At 63.1% G+C, this 18,778-nt stretch carries 18 protein-coding genes and 2 pseudogenes; 4 read left to right on the forward strand and 16 right to left on the reverse strand.

The window, feature by feature from the left end:
• Positions 1-141: 141 nt before the first annotated feature.
• Entirely contained in the window at positions 142-1,056 is a 915-nt protein-coding gene (locus AB4Z11_RS10655) for a transglycosylase SLT domain-containing protein (RefSeq protein WP_442025203.1), read from the forward strand.
• A 62-nt stretch (positions 1,057-1,118) separates the two neighbouring features.
• Here AB4Z11_RS10655 and nusB read toward each other — a convergent pair whose 3' ends face one another.
• From nusB to ribBA, 3 genes are read right to left on the reverse strand one after another with little or no spacing between them, the layout of a single operon-like run.
• Positions 1,119-1,589 (reverse strand): transcription antitermination factor NusB, encoded by a 471-nt coding sequence (nusB, locus tag AB4Z11_RS10660; RefSeq protein WP_442025205.1) that lies wholly within the window; start codon positions 1,587-1,589, stop codon positions 1,119-1,121.
• A gap of 19 nt (positions 1,590-1,608) precedes the next feature.
• Positions 1,609-2,097, reverse strand: a complete 489-nt coding sequence (gene ribH / locus AB4Z11_RS10665; protein WP_442025207.1) for a 6,7-dimethyl-8-ribityllumazine synthase — start codon at positions 2,095-2,097, stop codon at positions 1,609-1,611.
• 38 nt (positions 2,098-2,135) lie between these two features.
• On the reverse strand, positions 2,136-3,245 hold the full coding sequence (gene ribBA / locus AB4Z11_RS10670; RefSeq protein ID WP_442025209.1) for a bifunctional 3,4-dihydroxy-2-butanone-4-phosphate synthase/GTP cyclohydrolase II: 1,110 nt from the start codon (positions 3,243-3,245) through the stop codon (positions 2,136-2,138).
• A 223-nt stretch (positions 3,246-3,468) separates the two neighbouring features.
• Here ribBA and AB4Z11_RS10675 point away from each other — a divergent pair, with 223 nt between their 5' ends.
• The 3 genes from AB4Z11_RS10675 to AB4Z11_RS10685 all read left to right on the forward strand — a co-directional run bounded on the left by AB4Z11_RS10675 (position 3,469) and on the right by AB4Z11_RS10685 (position 8,189).
• Complete coding sequence (locus AB4Z11_RS10675; RefSeq protein ID WP_442025211.1) at positions 3,469-6,933, forward strand: EAL domain-containing protein; 3,465 nt, start codon at positions 3,469-3,471, stop codon at positions 6,931-6,933.
• Positions 6,934-7,055: 122 nt separating this feature from the next.
• Entirely contained in the window at positions 7,056-7,763 is a 708-nt protein-coding gene (locus AB4Z11_RS10680) for an SDR family oxidoreductase (protein ID WP_442025213.1), read from the forward strand.
• A 24-nt stretch (positions 7,764-7,787) separates the two neighbouring features.
• Positions 7,788-8,189 carry a tautomerase family protein gene (locus AB4Z11_RS10685; protein ID WP_442025215.1) on the forward strand — a complete coding sequence of 134 codons (402 nt, stop codon included), beginning with the start codon at positions 7,788-7,790 and terminating at the stop codon, positions 8,187-8,189.
• Here the strand turns inward: AB4Z11_RS10685 and AB4Z11_RS10690 are convergent.
• The 13 genes and pseudogenes from AB4Z11_RS10690 to AB4Z11_RS10750 form a co-directional block, all read right to left on the reverse strand.
• Positions 8,150-9,058, reverse strand: a complete 909-nt coding sequence (locus tag AB4Z11_RS10690) for a 2OG-Fe(II) oxygenase (RefSeq protein WP_442025217.1) — start codon at positions 9,056-9,058, stop codon at positions 8,150-8,152. The two genes, AB4Z11_RS10685 and AB4Z11_RS10690, sit on opposite strands and share 40 nt — an antisense overlap.
• Positions 9,058-9,705, reverse strand: a complete 648-nt coding sequence (locus AB4Z11_RS10695; RefSeq protein WP_442025219.1) for a hypothetical protein — start codon at positions 9,703-9,705, stop codon at positions 9,058-9,060. Before AB4Z11_RS10695 ends, AB4Z11_RS10690 begins: the two co-directional genes overlap by 1 nt.
• Before the next feature lie 15 nt (positions 9,706-9,720).
• A pseudogene (locus AB4Z11_RS10700) lies at positions 9,721-10,860 on the reverse strand (cytochrome-c peroxidase); the annotation flags it as partial.
• Positions 10,767-10,988, reverse strand: a pseudogene (locus tag AB4Z11_RS10705) (cytochrome-c peroxidase); the annotation flags it as partial. The pseudogenes AB4Z11_RS10700 and AB4Z11_RS10705, both read right to left, overlap by 94 nt.
• Positions 10,989-11,090: 102 nt before the next feature.
• A complete protein-coding gene (locus AB4Z11_RS10710) occupies positions 11,091-13,424 on the reverse strand; it encodes a phosphoesterase (RefSeq protein ID WP_442025221.1) in 2,334 nt (777 codons plus the stop codon).
• 163 nt (positions 13,425-13,587) lie between these two features.
• On the reverse strand, positions 13,588-14,205 hold the full coding sequence (locus AB4Z11_RS10715; protein ID WP_442025223.1) for a riboflavin synthase: 618 nt from the start codon (positions 14,203-14,205) through the stop codon (positions 13,588-13,590).
• A gap of 8 nt (positions 14,206-14,213) precedes the next feature.
• The gene (ribD, locus tag AB4Z11_RS10720; protein WP_442025225.1) at positions 14,214-15,284 is read right to left on the reverse strand and encodes a bifunctional diaminohydroxyphosphoribosylaminopyrimidine deaminase/5-amino-6-(5-phosphoribosylamino)uracil reductase RibD; all 1,071 of its coding nucleotides are present in this window, start codon (positions 15,282-15,284) and stop codon (positions 14,214-14,216) included.
• 31 nt (positions 15,285-15,315) lie between these two features.
• Entirely contained in the window at positions 15,316-15,876 is a 561-nt protein-coding gene (locus AB4Z11_RS10725) for a GspH/FimT family pseudopilin (protein ID WP_442025227.1), read from the reverse strand.
• Positions 15,801-16,256: a type IV pilin protein gene (locus tag AB4Z11_RS10730; RefSeq protein ID WP_442025229.1), complete on the reverse strand. Its 456-nt coding sequence runs from the start codon at positions 16,254-16,256 to the stop codon at positions 15,801-15,803. The genes AB4Z11_RS10725 and AB4Z11_RS10730 overlap by 76 nt, the downstream gene beginning before the upstream one ends.
• Positions 16,253-16,924: a pilus assembly PilX family protein gene (locus AB4Z11_RS10735; RefSeq protein WP_442025231.1), complete on the reverse strand. Its 672-nt coding sequence runs from the start codon at positions 16,922-16,924 to the stop codon at positions 16,253-16,255. The genes AB4Z11_RS10730 and AB4Z11_RS10735 overlap by 4 nt, the downstream gene beginning before the upstream one ends.
• A 1-nt stretch (position 16,925) precedes the next feature.
• Positions 16,926-17,786 (reverse strand): PilW family protein, encoded by an 861-nt coding sequence (locus tag AB4Z11_RS10740; protein ID WP_442025233.1) that lies wholly within the window; start codon positions 17,784-17,786, stop codon positions 16,926-16,928.
• Positions 17,783-18,334, reverse strand: coding sequence for a type IV pilus modification protein PilV (gene pilV / locus AB4Z11_RS10745; protein WP_442025235.1), 552 nt, complete (start codon positions 18,332-18,334; stop codon positions 17,783-17,785). The genes AB4Z11_RS10740 and pilV overlap by 4 nt, the downstream gene beginning before the upstream one ends.
• A 103-nt stretch (positions 18,335-18,437) precedes the next feature.
• Positions 18,438-18,778 (reverse strand): ATP cone domain-containing protein (locus AB4Z11_RS10750; RefSeq protein ID WP_442025237.1); only part of this gene is annotated, 341 nt, incomplete at its 5' end.

Raw genomic sequence — 18,778 nt, forward strand, 5'->3', positions numbered from 1 at the left:
GGCAAACAATGATGGCGTCAGCTGTGGAGCGCACTACGTGCGGCGGCTGGCGAAGATAACACTGATGTAACGACATGGCACGTCAAAGACCGCGACACGACGCGGCGGGTACGCTTTTGACTTACATTTCAGGGGAGTTCTATGAACAATCGACTGACTGGGTTGGCCACTGCCGCCCGCACCCTGGCCAGCCAGCCAGCGGCGCTTCTGTCTGCGTCGCGTATTTCGGCTCGTGGTCTGCTGACCACCGCTCATCACACCATGAGCATCTTTGGTATCACCGCGCTGATCATGATCGGCGTACTGTTTGTCCGCCCGGATCTGGCGGCGTCCCTGAGCAAAGCTCTGGCCGGCGAACCAGCTGCGGAACCGGCACCGGTTATCACCGTGCCGCCGCTGTCCGAACTGATGGAAGCGCCGAGCGTGAAGCCCGCCATGGCGGCCGTTCCTGCCGAAGCCCCGCCGTCGCCTGAAGAAAAGGCGCTGATGGGCAGCAAAAAGCAGCAGGAATGGGTCACCAGCTGGCTGTCCAAGCGTTACCGCGTGGCGGGCGATGCCACCAATATGCTGGTGTCCACCGCTTACCTGACGGCACGCGAGATCAAACTGGACCCGCTGCTGATCCTGGCCGTGATGGCCATAGAATCGGGCCTGAACCCGTTTGCCGAGTCGCCAATGGGCGCACAGGGCCTGATGCAGGTGATGTCCAAGGTCCACACTGAAAAGTTCCAGGACATGGGCGGCGTGCAGGCAGCGCTGAACCCGGTGGCCAATATCCGCGTCGGCGCGCTGATCCTGAAGGATTACGTTGCTAAAGGCGGTTCCGTGGAAGCCGGTCTGAAGTCCTACGTGGGCGCAGGCGCCTTCGACACGGACGATGGCTACGGTTCCCGCGTCATGGCTGAATACAACCGCCTGAAGCAGGTATCCGCCGGCAAGAAGGTCCCGACCATCACCCCGATGCTCGCGGCCGCGCCAGTGGCGAAACAGCAGCCGACTGCGGTTGCCAGCAACGACAAGGTCAAAGTCACTCCGGAACAGCTGGCCGGCCTGTAATCAGCAAGCTCCAGACATAAAAAAAAGCCACCGCATGCGGTGGCTTTTTTATTTGGGTCAGCTTATTTCTTTTTGTCGGCGGCGACTTCGTCGGCGCGCAGCTGGGCTGCCAGCTTGTCGAGAACGCCGTTTACATACTTGTGGCCGTCGATACCGCCGAAGGACTTGGTCAGCTCCACCGCTTCGTTGATCACGACGCGGTACGGAATCTCCAGCTGGTTCTTCAGCTCATACGCGCCCAGCAGCAGCACGGCGTGTTCGATCGGCGACAATTCGGCCACGCCGCGATCCACCAGCGGCGCAAAGGACTCGCGCAGCTCGACGGATTGCGCGATGGTGCCGCGCAGCAGGTCGGAGAAGTATTCGCCGTCGGCCTTGTCGAAACCATGCGCGGCACGGATGTTCTGCACGACCTTGGTCGACTCTTCGTTATTCAGCAGCCACTGGTACAGGCCCTGCAGCGCGAACTCGCGCGCGCGGTGACGCGGCGTGCGGTTCTTGCTCGGGTTGGCGTGCACGGATTTATCAGTCATTGAAAACTCTCTACAGTAATTATTCGTCGTCGCCTGCATCCTGGTGCAGTTCTTCCAGTGCGATCGACAGGTTAGCCATTTCGACGGCCACGCGTGCCGCATCGGCGCCTTTAACGGCCATGCGCACTTCGGCTTGTTCGTCGTTCTCGGTGGTCAGCACGGCGTTGGCGATCGGAATGGAATAGTCCAGCCCCACGCGGGTGATGGCCGCGCCGGATTCGTTCGACACCAGCTCGAAGTGGTAAGTCTCGCCGCGGATCACGGCGCCCAGTGCGATCAGCGCGTCGAACTGGTTGGACTCGGCCATCTTCTGCAGCACCAGCGCGATTTCCAGTGCGCCCGGCACCGTCACGTGCAGCACGTCTTCATCGGCAACGCCCAGGTGCTTCAGCTCGGCCAGGCAAGCCGACAGCAGGCCGTGGCAAACGTCTTCGTTGAAACGGGCCTGCACGATGCCGATACGCAGGCCTTCGCCGGACAGATTGGTTTCGTAGCTACCTACGGTCATGGTGGTCCTCTTTTTCAGATTGGTGGGTTAAGCCGCGCTCAGGCGGCAGGCTTGGCCATGTAGCCGGTTACTTCCAGGTTGAAGCCCATCATCGATGGCATCTTGCGCGGGCTCGCCATCAGCTGCATCTTGCAGACGCCAACGGCGCGCAGGATCTGGGCGCCGATACCGTAGCTGCGCAGGTCCATGCTGGCCGCGCGGCCGCTTGGACGCTGGTCCTTCTGCAGCGCTTCCAGCTGGCCGAACAGCTGCTCCGCCGTCTCGCCGCAATTCAGCAGCACCATCACGCCCTGCTCCGCCTGCTTGATCGCCTTCAGCGACGCAGCCACGTTCCAGGAGTGGGTGGTGGTTTCGGTTTCCAGCAGGTCCAGGATCGATACCGGCTGGTGCACGCGCACCAGCGATTCGCGGCCCGGCTTCACGTCGCCGTGCACCAGCGCCAGGTGGGCGGAGCCGCTTGGCGTATCGCGGAACGCGATCATCTTGAAGTCGCCATAAGCGGTGCGCAGGGTGCGCTCGGCCACGCGCTCCACCATGCACTCGTTCTGGCTGCGGTAGTGGATCAGGTCGGAGATGGTGCCGATCTTCAGGTTGTGTTCTTGCGCGAATTCCAGCAAGTCCGGCAGACGCGCCATGGTGCCGTCGTCCTTCACGATCTCGCAGATCACGGAGGCCGGCGTCAGGCCCGCCATCGCGGTCAGGTCGCAACCGGCTTCGGTATGGCCGGCACGCATCAGCACGCCGCCCTTCACTGCGCGCAGCGGGAAGATGTGGCCCGGCTGCACGATGTCGGACGGTTTGGCGTTCTTGGCTGCGGCAACCTGGATGGTCTTGGCGCGGTCAGCAGCGGAAATACCGGTGGTCACGCCTTCGGCCGCTTCAATCGACACGGTGAAATTGGTGCCGAACGAAGTGCCGTTACGGCTGGTCATCATGGACAGCTCAAGCTGGTCGCAGCGCTCTTCGGTCAGGGTCAGGCAGACCAGGCCACGGGCGTGCTTGATCATGAAATTGATGGCTTCCGGCGTCACGAAATCCGCGGCAAGCACCAGATCGCCTTCGTTCTCGCGATCCTCTTCATCGACCAGGATCACCATCCGGCCGGCGCGCAATTCGGCGACGATTTCTTCGGTGCTGGAAATAGACATGTTCTTTATCCCTAGGTTTCTTTGTTAACCCGCTATTTTAAAGGATTTGGGAGCGCTCAGCCGAACCTCTACCCTTTGATGCAATAAAGATTGTCAAAATAAATAGGTCACCAAGAAACAAATAGGTGTGCAAAGCAAGAGGTCTTATCATGGGACAGCCGTGCGCCTGCGGTCATGGCGGCGGAGTAGCATCAATCAACAGGGATCATTACCTTAGCGCACTATGGCAACCATCCTGATCGTCGATGACCGCCCCAGCAACCGGGATTATCTGCTGACTCTGCTCAGTTTCACCCCGCACAACCTGTTGCAGGCCACAGATGGCGCCCAGGCTCTGCAATCGGCCCTGGAGCACCGGCCCGACCTGGTCATTACCGACATCCTGATGCCGACCATGGACGGCTACGAATTCGTGCAGCGCCTGCGCGCCACGCCCGAATTGAAGGACACCCCGGTGATTTTCTTCAGCGCCACCTATTCGATGGCCGAGATGCGCGCCATGGCCACCAGCTGCGGCGTACGCACCGTGCTGCCCAAGCCCTCAGACCCGCAAGCCATCCTTGATGCGGTGGCGCTCGAACTCGGCGACTGGAAGTCCACCGCGGCGCCGCCACCTGCCGTGCTGGCGCCGGACCCCGGCCGCACCGGCGCACGCAGTGCACTGGAACGCATGGCGGCTCTGTTGCAACTCAGCCTGCGCCTGCAGGACGAACGCGACGTGACCGAAATGGCGCGCCTGTTCTGCGAGGCCGCGGCCGATATCATGGAGGCCGAAATCGCGGCGCTGTGCCTGCTCGATCCCGTCAGCGAAAACGCCTGCATCGTCCAGGCGCATGGCGTTCCTTCGGTGGTGCTGCAAACGGCGATGCTGAACGAATCCGCCTTCCCCAACACCCTGCTGGCGGCGCGCACCCCGCTGAGCCTGGGCGGCGAAAACAGCGCGCCGCCACCTGCCCTGCCCGGCCATCCGCACACGCGCAGCATGCTGGGCGTGGCGGTACATGACAACGTCCATCTCTTCGGCTGGCTGTACGTGGCCAATCGGCGCGACGCCGAACGCTTCTTCACCGAAGACGGCCAGATCATCCAGATGATGGCGGCGCAGCTTGCCGTGGCCTACGAAAACAGCACGCTGTACGCCACCGTGCAGCGCCATGCCGCGCAGCTGCAGCTGGAAGCGAACGCGCGCAAGCTGGCCGACGCCGCCCTGAAAAGCAGCGAAGCGCGCTACCGCGCCATGACGGAATCGGCGCCGGACGCCATCATCGGCCTCGACGTCGAACAGCGCGTGCTGCAGTTTAATGCTGCGGCGGAAGCCATGTTCGGCTACACGGAAGAAGAAATGCTCGGCAAGGAAGTCACCGTACTGATCTCCGAACGCTCCAAGGCCGAACATATGCACCGCGTGCAGCGCTATCGCCAGACCCAGGAACGTTTGTACAGCGGGCGCATTGTGGAGCTGTTCTGCCGCAAGCGCAGCGGCGAGGAGTTCTGCGCCGAGCTGGCGCTGTCCATGGTGGACCTGGAAGGCGCGCAGCTGTTCACCGCCATCCTGCGCGACACCACCGTGCGCCGCGCGCTGGAAGAGCGCCTGCGGCTGTCGGCCCAGGTGTTCGACAACACGCAAGAGTGCATCATGATCACGGATGCGCAGGCCAATATCATCGCCGTCAATCCGGCCTTCGAAAAAATCACGGGCTACAGCGAGCAGGAAGTGCAAGGCAAGAACCCGCGCCTGCTGCGTTCGGGCCGGCATGATGCTGATTTCTACCGCGATATCTGGGACTGCCTGCTGCGCCAGGGCCAATGGAACGGCGAAATCTGGAACCGTCGCAAGAATGGCCAGGTTTACCCCAAGCGCATGAGCATTACCGCCGTGCGCGGCGAGAATGGGCAGATCAACGCCTACGTATCGGTGTCGACCGACATCAGCGATTTGAAGGAAGCCCACCACCAGCTGGACTTCCTCAGCACGCACGATGCACTGACCCTGCTCCCCAACCGCAATCTGCTGAACGACCGCCTGCAACTGGCCATGAGCACGGCCGGCCACAATGGCGACATGGTGGCGCTGCTGCTGTTCAATGTGGACCGTCTGCAGCGCATCAACGACGCCTTTGGACGCCAGGCGGGCGATGCCCTGCTGAAGAAACTGGCCCAGCGCGTCAACCTGATCGTGGCGCCGGGCGATACGCTGGCCCATCTGGGCTCCGACGAATTCGCGCTGGTACTCACGCGCTGCCAGGACATCGACGATGTGATCGTGGCCGCGCGGCGCCTGCTGGAGCAACTGTCGCAGCCCACGCAGGTGGATGGGCACGACGTGATCGTCACCGCCAGCATCGGCATCAGCCTCTATCCGCGCGACGGCAATACGCCGGGCGCCTTGCTGGTAGGCGCGGATGTGGCGCTGTCCCACGTCAAGGACAGTGGCCGCAACAGCTTCCACTTCTTCACCACTGAGATGAACACCCATGCCGTGCGCTGGGTCGCGCTGGAAAATCAACTGCGGCGGGCGATCGAGCGCAACGAACTGGCGCTGCACTATCAGCCGCAAGTGTCGCTGGTCGATGGGCGCGTGAATGGTATGGAAGCCCTGCTGCGCTGGAATAGCGCGGAACTGGGGCCGGTATCGCCTGCCGACTTCATTCCACTGGCCGAGGACACTGGCCTGATTCTCAGCATCGGCAGCTGGGTGATCGAGCAGGCCTGTCTGCAGAACAGAGTCTGGCATGACGCCGGCTTGTCGCCGCATCCGGTTGCCGTGAACGTGTCAGCGCGCCAGTTTGCAGCGGGCGATCTGCCGCAAGTAGTGCGCCATGCGCTGGAACGCAGCGGCCTGGAAGCGCGCTACCTGGAGCTGGAGCTGACCGAAAGCGTGATGATGCAGGACAGCGAATACACCCAGCTGCAGCTGAATGAACTGGCCAAGATCGGCGTGACGATTGCACTCGACGATTTCGGCACCGGCTATTCCTCGCTGGGCTACCTGTCCCGCTTCGCGCTGGACAAGCTGAAGATCGACCAGGGCTTCATCCGCAACATCACCAGCGAACCGCGCAGCGCAGCCATCGCCCAGGCCACCATCGCGCTGGCGCACGGCCTGAAACTGACCGTGGTGGCGGAAGGCGTGGAAACCATGGGCCAACTGAACTTCCTGCGCAATATCGGCTGCGACAAGATCCAGGGCTTCCTGTTCAGTCCCGCCCTCCCCGCCGAGGGTCTGGCCGGCCTGCTGCGCGAACAGCGCACCTTGCAGCATGACGTCGTGCCGCTACTGCCCAACCGCACCCTGCTGCTGCTGGACGACGAGCAGAACGTGCTGTACTCGCTGGTGCGCCTGTTCCGGCGCGAAGGCTACCGCATCCTGATCGCCACCAATGCGCGGGAGGCGCTCGAACTGCTGGCTGCGAACGATGTGCAAGTCGTGATCGCCGACCAGCGCATGCCGGAAATCAGCGGCACGGAATTCCTGGCGCGGGCGCGGGAGCTGTATCCGCAGACGGTGCGGATGGTACTGTCCGGCTATGCAGACCTGGATGCGATCAAGGACGCCATCAATCGCGGCGCCGTCTGGAAATTCCTGAGCAAGCCCTGGGACGACGAAGACCTGAAAGCCGTCGTCCGCGCCGCCTTCGCCGAAGCCGACCACCAGCGCGAATCCCCCACCACCCGCCGCACCGGCTAACCCGCCGCCCCACACGGGTCAGATCTGCCCCCTAAATTTTTTCTTGACTTATTAATTGCGATCGCTATCATTAAGGTCAATGGATGACGCCCGTCATTTAAACAAACCTCTGGGAGCCTTAAATGAATATCAAGAATTCCGTCGTACTGATCACTGGTGCTAACCGCGGCCTGGGCCTGGCGCTTGCCAAACAAGCAATTGCAGCGGGTGCAAGCAAAGTCTATGGCGCCGCACGCGACCCTAAATCCGTCACCTTGGCCGGCGTGAACCCGGTTCAGCTGGATGTGACCGATCCGGCCAGCGTGGCAGCCCTGGCCCGCGATCTGGGCGACGTGACCGTGGTGATCAACAACGCCGGCATTTCGCGCGGCAGCCCGGTGACTGCTGAAGACAGCGTCGAGCAGCTGCGCGCCGAATTCGAGACCAATGCCGTCGGCCCCCTGCTGGTCAGCAAAGCCTTCGCACCAACCCTGAAGAAGAACGGCGGCGGCGCGATCATCAATATTCTGTCCGCCCTGAGCTGGGTGAGCCTGCCGACCACCGGCACCTACAGCACCTCGAAAGCGGCTGCCTGGGCCATCACCAACGGCCTGCGCGGCGAACTGGCGGCGCAGAACACGCAAGTGCTGGGCGCCCACATGGGTTATATGGATACCGACATGACCGCAGGMATCGAGGCTGCTAAAGCCAAGCCGGAAGATGTCGCCGACGCCATCTACGCCGCGCTGGCAGCGGGTGAGGATGAGGTGCTGGCCGATGAAACGGCCCGCCAGGTCCGCATGGGCTTGCGCGCTGAGCGCGGGGTATACTTGGGCGCTCCGCGCGCCTGATCGCGGTTACTTCTGGAGGTCTCGATGCCCTATCTGCAACTCGATGTGAATGGCCATTATCCGGTCGAAGCCAAAAAGCTGCTGGCCGCGAAAATGAGCGAGACCTACGCGAAGATGATGTCGGTCGATATCCGCCGCATCAGCGTCGCCATCCGTGAACTGGGCGATGGCGGCGTGTGGCGGATTACCGAGGAAGGCGGAGAGCCGGAACCGGTGTCCGTGATGATGCTGGACATCCGCAAAGGCCGCCCGCCAGAGTTGCGCATGGAAGTGGCGAAAGCCTTATGCGCACTCTGTATCGACATCCTCGGCCTGCGCGAGGATCGCCTCAACGTGGAGTTCACCCAGCACACCGGCGACGAAATGTATCACCCCACGCTGGGCGGTTACAGCCCCGATTGGACGCCAGGCGAAGCAGGCACATAACGCCGCTGGCGCATCCATTTCGTGACGATCCACTTTTCGCCGGCCAGTACGGGCAGCGCCGCGTGCAGCGACTGCGGGTCAAGCTGCCCGGCGCTGTTGCAGTATTCAAAATACAGTGCACAGCCCTGACGCGGCGTGACCGCCAACCCTGTTTCAGGGAACACGGTCTGGCCGCCCTCCTTCACATCATTGAGGTAGACAATCAGTGTGCTGACGCGCTGCCCGCTACGTGCCAGCGAAGCCACGTTGGCGGGATTGTTCGCCATCAGGAAGTCGTAATGCGGAACACTCTGTTCGCCGCCGCGATAACGCRGCACCTGCAAGCCTTCGCCGTTTTCCATCGGCAGATTCATCAAACTGGATAAGCGGGCATCGAGACGCTTGATCAGTGGCGATTCGGCCAGCCTGAAAAACATGCCTTCGCTGGAGCGCGCCGCGCTGACCGTATCCTTGCCGGTCAGCGGATCGACAATGGTTGACGGCCGCAAACGCGGCTGCGCCAGCGCCATCAGCTCCTCGCATTCAGCGGCACTGAAGACATCATCGAGCAGCGTCACCTGCGGCTGTTCCAGCTGCAGCGCCAGACGGATGCGCTGGCCGTCGATCGTCATATCATTGCCGCTTCTGATGCGCTGCGGCTCGTAGCGATAGCGCGCCGCAGCCACTTGCTCCGGTTCGATGCAATCGGCCGGCGGCGCAATGCCCATCGCGCGCGACCACCAGAACACAAGCACCAGATCGCCGGCGGTGGCCGCGTCGAAACCCTGCTCGCACATGATGCGTACCAGCGGCGCCGGCGGAATGCCGCGGTCAAGATTGTGCAGGAGCCAGTCGCGCAGCTCCGGCTTGAATTGGATGCGGTTGGCCATCAGAGATCCCTGGCCTCCCAGCCAGCCTCCGTCAGCACCAGCGATTCTTTCAGCTGCATGGTGCCGGCGCCGCGGATAATATTGTCCACCATCGGAAATACGCGGCGTACATCTTCATTCATGGCCCAGGCTGCGGGCTTGACCTGATAGGTGTACGTCACCACCGCTTCGCCGCCGCTGCTGCCGTCCGGGCGCTTCGGCATCTCCCAGCCCACTACGTGGTCCAGCGTCAGCTTGACGGCACAGAAGTCGTGCGGCGCAGTGGCATAGCGGCTTTCGACTTCATGTTTATGCGGGGCGCGGGCCAGATAGTATTTCTTGCCCTCCTCGGTCAATGCATAACGCCGCACCGGCACTTGTGTCACGTTGCCGTCGTCGTCCTTGCGCTCGCCCATGGCGCCGCTGCTGCTCACCAGCCCAATTTTTTCCAGCACCGGCATTTGCACGCCGTTGCGCGAGCCGGTGCCGCTTTCGGCCTCGGTGACGTCGATCGGCCAGCTGCTCTTGGCCAGGCACAGATCGCCGCGCTGGGCCAGATAGGTTTGCATGGCCTTGTCGATATTGACCTGGTTCAGTGCCTTGTCGTTGCTGCAGCCGGCCAAGGTGGCCAGCGCGGCAATGGTTGCGACGATGGTGATGTTTTTCATGGTGGTTCTCAAAAATTAATTGGTGCAAGGGCCGCTGGCCGGCTGGCTGGATGCCTGATAGCCGTCCGTCAGCGTCTTGAGGAAGCAGACCAGGTCGGCGATGTCGCCCTCGGTCAGCGGCGGCGTGCTGCCGGGTTTGCGGCCGTCGAGCGGCATCTGGGTGTCGATGTTGACGCGGTACGCGGCCGGCAGATCATCGAACTTCTGCACGGCGCCGCCTGCGTATTGCGTGGTGATCAGGCCATACATAGGGAAGTCCGYATCCGGCCCGGCTTTTGGCGTGCCACCCACGGTCGGATACCAGATCTCCGGATTGGTGTCGCGCGTGTTGTAGAAGCGGATCGCCTGCTCCAGCGAATGGATCACGCCATTGTGGAAGAAGGCGCCGCGCGTCGCGACGTTGCGCAAGGTCGGCGTCTTGAACATGCCGCAGAACTGGTTGTCCGCATTGGGCTTGACTGGCAGATGATCGCCGCGCAAGGGACCGCACACGCCCATGTCGATGAAGGCCGCGTTGGCATTGGCGGGAATGCCCGCGTTGCGCGGCACGCCAATCGCCTCGTAGGAAAAATCGGTGAACAGTGCCGAGCTGCCGTTCAGGCCCGCGCCCTGGTAGTGGCATGAGGCGCAGTTGCCCTTGTTGGGATCGGAGAACAGCTTCAGGCCGCGTGTTTCGGCAGGCGTCAGGCTGCCGCCAATCTTGTTGCCGGCATACAGATCAAATTTGCTGCTGAAGGGATGGAAGCTGACGTCTTCCAGCTGGAAGGCTTGCAGCGCGGCCGCGACGTTCTTGAAGGCTGCCGCCGGATCATCAAAGGCGTTGGCGCCGTAGGCCTGCAGGAATAAGGGCGCATACGAAGCGGCCTTCACCTTGGCGACCACGTCGGCGCCGCTGGCATTGGCCATTTCGTGTGGATCGAGCAATGGGATGACCGCTTGTTCGGCCAGCGTGCCGGCCCGGCCATCCCAGGTAAAGCCGCCGCYGGGACCGGGCGCAATTGCACCGCCAGATTGTTGGGCGGGCCATAGGCGTAGGCAGGATCGTGGCAGCTGGCGCAGGATTGCTTGCCGGAGCCGGACAGGCTGGTGTCGAAGAACAGCTTCTGCCCCACTTGCGCGGCCAGACTCAGCGACGAGCTGGCGGATGTAACCGGGGCGGTCGGCGCAGCCGGGCCGGTGCCGGTGCTGGAAGTGACATTCGCAGCAGGCTCGCTGCCGCCGCAGGAGTACAGCACGGCCAATACTGCGCAGGCACACAGGGCCAGGACGGCACGGCCAATCATGATTCTCTTGTTCAAAATAGCTCTCGCTGGTCTTGCGCTAAATACGGAACAAGGGCGCGATCGCCGATCGGCCCTTGTCGAGACTACGTGCGACTGATGCGCTTACTTGTGCAAGGCCCAGACATTGGTCTGGCTCGCATCCGGACCCACCTGTGCCGTGGTGCTCACGTCTGCCGACTGCTTCTGGGTGTACGATGCCGGCGCCACGAAAGCGTGGTTGGTCGGACGTACGGAGTCAAAGTGCGTATCGGCGCTGCCTGCGTATTCCGGCAGGTTCAGGATGTTGGCCGCGATGAACTTCTCGGTGTACTTGGAGCGGTTCATGTAGGAGCTGTCGACCGCCGGGTCGGCCAGCTGGAACATATCCTGCAGCGTACGGTTGAAGGAGAAGTGGCTGTAGGCGTCGCTATCCTTGATGCCGGTCGGTGCGTTCGGCTGGTTGCTCAGGATGCCGAATACACTCTGACCGTGGCCACGGTTACCCGAAGTGTAGCCGTGCACCGTGGTGTCGACTGCCCAGGTGCCGTCGGCGTTCTTCTTGAGCGGGTTGGCGACCGTGCTGTTGCCCGGATTCCAGCCGCAGCAGGAATTGAAGCCCGCGGTGGCATTGCCTTCGTCGAACATCAGGACGATGGCGACGTTCTTCTGGCGGTTCTTCCACAGCGGCGATGCCTGGATCTGCTTGACGATCTTGTCGACGTAGTTGTCGCCGCGGGTGATGATGGCGCCACCGGTGGCGTTCGGCACGTTGTTGGCAACCGAGCTGCAATCGCTGGCCTTGATTGCGGTCGCGCTGCCCGGCAGGGTGCCGGTAACGGTCACGCCGTGCATGTCATCGCACTGGTCCGGCACCAGGAAGTTGATCGCGCCGACGTGGCCGCTGGCCAGGTCGGTGCCCAGCTGGTCATAGTCGTAGTTGGCAGGGATCGCATAGTCGGTGCTGTTCTTCAGGTTGGCGTCCCACTGGCCGCCGCCCATGGTGCGGTTGCTGAACTTGAACTCAGGCGCGCTGCGCACGTTCTGGTAAGCCATGCCCGGATGGTGCTTGGTGCGGTACAGCTGGCCCGGCAGCGGCAGCACCAGGCCTGGCGTGCCGATGGCGGCAGCGTTGCCACCGACGGTGCCCGGTGCGTACACATTGTCGGTCGCGGTGACGGCGGCATCACCCACACTGTCGATGCGCGCGTCCTGGCCTGGGTTCATGGACTCGCTATAGGTGCGCCAGTTCAGGCCCATCGAGCTCAGCGCGGTAAACAGATTAGGCTTGCCGACGATATTGTGGTTCACGCCGGAAGCCTGGGTGCAGTTGGCGGCGAATGGCGACTTGGCCAGGCCAGGCTGGGTGTTGTCCGGCAGCGGCAAGTCCTGCGGAGCGTTGGCGCCGGTGGCGTCGCAGTTCCACTGGCTGTCGTCGGTGATGCCGAAGTCGTCGGCGCCGCCAATGGCAGTGTAGTTCGGCTCGCTCGGATTGCCGGTCGCGAAGTAGCTGGTCAGCTGGTTGCCGGCCTGCAGATAGCCGTTGATCTTCGGCGCGAACGGCGAATTCAGGATCGACGACGTGGCCTTGTTTTCCAGCATGATGATGAACACGTGGTCGTAGCGCGGAATGCCTTCGATGTTGAAGGCGGCCTGCTGCGACTGCAGGAAGGTGATCGGCGCGCGGGTGTCGGCAGCCGTGGTGGCCGTCGCAGCGGTCACGCCTGCCAGTCCCTTCAGGCCGGGATCGCCGCCCGCTACAGCCAGTGCGTCCGGATACAGATCGCCGCGGTCGAGCTTAGTGATCGCATAGGTAAAGCGGTTGGTCAGCGCGTTCGACTCGAACAGCATGGCGCTTTGCGCAGCTGCATCGCTGACGGTGCTCGCATCGCCCAGCACGTTCGCGGCGGGCACGCCCAGGCGCGCGGCCAGGTTGGCTTTTTCGGTCGGGTAGTCGCTGCTATTCGCTTCCATGGCGCGCGCCACGTCGCTCGACAGCGGGCTGATGACAACAGCGGCGCCCTGCTCCGTCACCTGTGCAGCGACAGCGCGCAACACCAGCCGGCTGGCGACCTTGTTGCCAGTGGCGGTGTTGGTGGCGCTGGTGCCGATGTCCGCCAGCAGTGGGCCGACGGCGGCGGCCGACAGCGAGAAAGCGCCTTTGGCGTCGGTGGTGACCGGGTTTTCGGAGGCGTCGCACTTGCCGTTGTTATTGGCATCGATACAGACCATGGCGCCCGCATAGTAGCCGGCCTTGATGGTCGGGTCAGTGGCGCTGCCAGGGACAAAGCCGGAGGCGGCAACCACACCGGCCATGGTGACGGAAGGCGGCGTGGTGGAAGTCTGTGGAGGTGYGCTGTCGTCGTTACTGCTGCCGCAAGCGGCGATCATCGCTGTGGCGGCCGCGATCGCGGTCAGGCTTAGGTTCTTTTTGGTTGCAACAGTCCGAAGGCTCGGCATGATAGTCCCTTATTGGATTGCATGAATGCTGAAGGATGAATTCCAACGGCCTCATGCCGGAGGAACGCTGGGCATTCTTGCAATCCAATATGACAATCAGGTGACCGTATCGGGACTGAAATATATTGTTATGAAACCGATTGTGTAGCTATGTATCAAGGTGTTACTTAGTGCCTGCCGACAGCATTCGTTCCACATAGCGGGCGATCAGGTCGATCTCCAGATTGACCTTGCCGCCAGCCTTCATGTGCTTCAGCGTGGTGACCTGCACGGTGTGCGGAATCAGGTTGATCGAGAACTCGCAGCCGCTCGCCGTGTCGTTCACGCGGTTGACGGTCAGCGACACGCCATTCACCACCACCGAGCCTTTGTAAGCAAGGTATTTGGCCAGCTCGCGCGGCGCTTCAATCACCAGTTCGTGCGATTCGCCGACCGGTTCAAACTTGCGCACCACGCCCAGACCGTCGACGTGGCCGGAAACCAGGTGGCCACCCAGGCGCTCGGCCAGGGTCAGCGCTTTTTCCAGGTTCACTTCCGTGGTGGTGTCCAGTCCCACGGTCTTGTTCAGGCTTTCGCGCGACACGTCGACGGTGAAGCCGGTATCGGTCTTCTCCACCACCGTCATGCAGGCACCGTTCAGGGCGATCGAATCACCCAGGCCCACGTCGGCCATTGGCAGGCCGCCTGCATCCACGTCCAGGCGCACGCCTGCATCAGCGCCGCCAGCCAGCGGGGTGACGCTTTTGATTTTGCCGACAGCGGCTACGATTCCAGTAAACATAGTGATCTTTATTGAGAGTTGAATCGGGCAAGGATACGCAAATCGTCGCCGATCTGCTTCACCTCATGGAATTTCAAACGCCTGGCGCCGCTCAGGTCTTCCAGCGCGGCCAGCGAGAACATGCCTTGCGCGTCGCCGATCAGCATGGGCGCGAGATAGACCAGCAGCTCATCGACGCAGCCTTCGCGGATCAGCGAGCCATTCAATTTGGTGCCGGCTTCCACGTGCAGTTCGTTGATCTGGCGGCGGCCCAGCTCGCGCATCAGTTCCGGCAGTTCGACCTTGCCGTGCGCGTTCGGCAGCACGATGATCTCGGCGCCTTTGTCGCGCAGGGCGGCTTCCTTTTCCGCGTCATGCGCAGCTGCGACGATCAGCGTACCGCCGCCTTCAAGAATGCGGGCGGATGGGCTGATTTCAAGTTTACTGTCGATGACGATGCGGCGCGGCTGGCGCGGCGTCTGCACTTCGCGCACATTCAGCTGCGGGTCGTCGGCCTTGACGGTGCCGATGCCGGTCAGGATGGCGCAGGTACGGGCGCGCCATGCGTGGCCGTCGGCACGCGCCGCAGGGCCGGTGATCCACTGGCTTTTGCCGTTATGCAGGGCTGTCATGCCATCCAGGCTGGCGGCAACCTTCATGCGCACCCAGGGCAAGCCTGTCTTCATGCGCTTGAAGAAGCCGATATTCATCTCGTGGGCCTCATCGGCCAGCAGGCCGGTCGCGGTCTGGATGCCGGCAGCGGCCAGCCTGGCCATGCCCTGCCCTGCCACCAGCGGATTGGGATCTTCCATCGCCGCTACCACGCGGCCCAGTCCAGCGCGCACCAGCGCCTCCGAGCATGGCGGCGTGCGGCCATGGTGGTTGCAAGGTTCCAGCGTCACATAGGCGGTCGCGCCGCGTACGTCATGGCCGCGGCGCTGGGCATCTTTCATTGCCTGGATTTCAGCGTGGTCCTGGCCTGCGGGCTGGGTTACGCCCTCGCCGATCACTTCGCCGTCGCGCACGATCACGCAGCCGATGCGCGGGTTCGGAGAGGTCGTATACAGGCCTTTCTCCGCCCATTGGAGCGCGAGTTGCATGCCTTCCAGGTCACTATTGATTCGCATATGTTCAGCAGGACGATTCGCGGTCCGGATCGCACATGCGCACCCGGCCCAGCATATTGATCTTGATAGTGCGCTTCTGCTCTCCCAGCGCCAGCGACAGGGTGCCAAAATTGGCGGCCTTGCTGTGCCCGGAACGGCAGCTGCGTCCAGCAGAATTATAAGCAATGTAGGACGGGGCCGTTTGATCGGTGAAATGGAAGCTCACCAGCGTCTCTTTGGGCAGGGCGCGGTGCGACATCAGCGGCGGTTCATCAGCGTCAAGCTGGCGGTTGGCGTTGCGGTCGATGACGATGGTCCAGCCCTGCTGCCAGTCGCCGTTTTTGGGCAGCAGGCTGACGATCTGGCCACTGGCGATGGCCTGGGCACGCGTTTCCTGAATGGCGGCCATCAGGTCGGCGGCGGCCGCGCGCAGACGGTAGCCGTCGATGCTGCGGCGCATATCCGGCATTGCTGAGCTGGCCATGATGGAGACGATGACCAGCACCATCATCACTTCCAGCAGCGAGACGCCGCGGGACCGCTGGCGGTGCGCTGGCCGGTGCTGGTCAGGGTCAGTTGTTCGCATTGCGGGTCCTTGAAGTGGTTGTCGACCAGCGCGGTGCYGGGCTTGGCGATGAGCTGGATACAGTTGGCGATGTCGTCGTTGTCGCAGGCTTTGCCTTCCAGCTCGTAGCCGCTGCCGGGCGGCGAGCGCCCCGACCACCAGCGGAATTGCTTCGCTTCGCCGGTGGCGCTGCCGGCGTTGAAGGCGATGTAGGTGTTGGCTTGCGTGAAGTAGCGTTCTTGCTGCTGCATCAGCTCTTCCATGACGCCTTGCGCTTCGGCGCGGCGCGCGGCAATCATCGCGTCAGTGAAAACCGGCATGGCGACGGCGGCCAGCAGCGCGAAGATGGCCACCGCCACCAGGGTTTCCAGCAGCGACAGGCCGCGCTCGGCGGCGTTCACGGCTTGTCCTCGCCATGCGCGGCGGCGTGCAGTTCGCGCCAGTTGGCGATTTCGCGCCAGCTTTGGCGGCCGGCGCCACCGTCGGCGATGCGGCGATAGGTTGTCTGCAGCACGACTTCGCTGTCTGGACGCGTTCCAAAGCCCATCACCGTCACGCGGTAATAGAATCCGCCGCCAGCCCGTGCCAGCCGCTCAGCAAAATAGCGCGGACGCTTGAACGGCTGCATCCCCTGCCCCGTTTCCATCCCCGCCCCCGACAGCGCGCCAAACGGCACCGAGTCACCGCCCGCCAAATCCACCACCTGCCACGCCGGCGCCGCACCAGACGGCGCAGGCTCGCCGCCAGTCGCGGCGGGCGGTGCGCTGTATGGCGCGGCGTCTCCGGGCCCGGCGCCAAGCGCGCCGACTGGGGTGGCGCGTGGCTGCGCGGCAGGTGGCGTCTCAGTCGCCGCGGGCACTACGCTGACGCGGGCGGTTTCGATGTCGCGTTCTGCATCCATGAGTCCATCCTCCGCAGCTTGAAACGCAATCAGCCGGTCGCRCTCGGCGCGCGCGGACTTTTCGCTGAGCAGCGCCATGGTGGACGCTGATGCGCCCAGCAGCAGCACTGCGACCAGCAATAGCAAGGTCACCAGCAACGCCACGCCGCGCTCGCGCCGCCGCATCATGTCAGCCTCCCTGGCGGTTGCGCACGGCATACGTCGCCGTGAACACGCGCCGTGCGCGCCGTTGCAGCGGGGTTGGCAGCGAGGCCTCGTCCACCACAGGCCCGCCCTCAAACAACGCGTAATGCATCGGGGGACCGCCGGGACGCGAGCCGAATTCTCCGTGCAGCAGCAAGGCCACGCGCACAGAAGCCACGCGCCGCCAATTTGACTTCGGCGTGCCGGCAGCCGCAGTCGCAGCGTCCATCGCGTTGATGGCGTCGGCGGTGAGGTAACGATTGGGAATGCCATCCTGCGGCTCGTCCGTGTCGAGGCCATAGAGCAGCTGGAAGCTGTCCACGCCGCGCACGATGGCGTCGGCAGCCCAGTTGCTGGCGCCTTTGTATTTGCAGCGCAGCTCTGCCTCGCCATCGGCTGCCTTGCCGACATAGAAAATGCTCCAGGCGTGCGGGCCGGCTTCTTCAAAGCCCGCACAGTTGACCATGGCGCCGTCCGCGCTGCCGGCGAAGTGAACCAGCAGCACGTCGCTGCCGTTTATCGCTGGCTGCGGCTCGTCGATTGCGGAGGTGTTTTCTTTGATGCTTGCCGCGTCGAGGCCTGCAAATGCGGCGGTATCGCTGTCGCCATATCCGGCTTGCCGCACGGCTTGGCCGATGATGGCCAGCGCAAAGCGGCCACTGTCGTCAACGCGCGAAGCCGCGCCGGTGTTCAGATAGTTCGCGTTGGCGGCGATTAGCATGGTCGAGGCGACCAGTGTCAGGAACAGGCTGAGCGCGGCAGCGATCATGGCCTCGGCGAGGCCGAAGCCACACTGGCGCTGGCGAAGCACCGTCGCACGCATCGCGCGAGGCGTTGCGCGGGTCATGGCGCGGCTCCTGGCATGGCGGCGACCGAGATCGCGACGCCCGGCGAGAACTCGCCTGCGCCATACTGATGCGGCGTGCCATCCGGATTCTTTGCGCGCCAGCCGATCTTGATAACGAGCGGCGCGCCCGCGCCACCGGAGCAATCCCAGCGCAGGCGCTTGCCCTGCCAGATCTGCGCATCGCGGCAAATGCGCGCGCGGCCATTGCCGAACTGGTGCGCAACGTCACGCCTCAGGCCATCAAGCTCCGCATCGGCCAGCTCAGCGCTGCTGCAAGCCTCATCGGCACACGCGCTGTGCGCAACAGGATGCGGCTCGGTGGCGGAATCGAAATCAAAGCCCGTGTACGCCGACACCTGCGCCGCATTGGCGCGGATGCGGTCCGCCATCGCCGCCGCCATCTGCACCGCGCGCGACAGCTGCGCCGACTCGTAACGCGTGCGCATGGCATGCAGCTGCATCGCCACGCCACCAATCATCCCCAGCGCCAGCACCAATACGGCCACCAGCACCTCGACCAGCGTAAATCCAGCGGCAGCTTTGCGCATGACGAAGCCCTCCCCTGCTGTTCAAGTTAGCCAGCAGTGGCGGGACCCGGTTGAGCCAGATCAAATCAAATGGAGTTTGCCGAAAATTTCCGGCCAGAATTTGTCAACGCGGCTTGCGTTCGACTTTTTCAATTGCGTCCTGGAATTCAGCCAGGTCTTCGAAATTCTTGTAGACGGATGCGAAGCGGATATAGGCCACTTTATCCAGGCGCTGCAGCTCCTGCATCACCAGCTCGCCGATGTAACCCGAATCGACTTCACGCTGGCCGGAGGTGAGCAGCTTTTCTTCGATCGACGCAATCRCCTTATCGACCGACTCCGCAGCCACGGGACGCTTGCGCAATGCGAGCATCAGGCTGTCACGCAGTTTGGAGTTGGCGAACTCGGTGCGGCTGCCGTTCTTTTTGACCACGTAAGGCATGGTCAGTTCGATGCGTTCCCAGG

The organism is Pseudoduganella sp. RAF53_2, assembly GCF_052113985.1.
GTDB lineage: Bacteria > Pseudomonadota > Gammaproteobacteria > Burkholderiales > Burkholderiaceae_D > Rugamonas.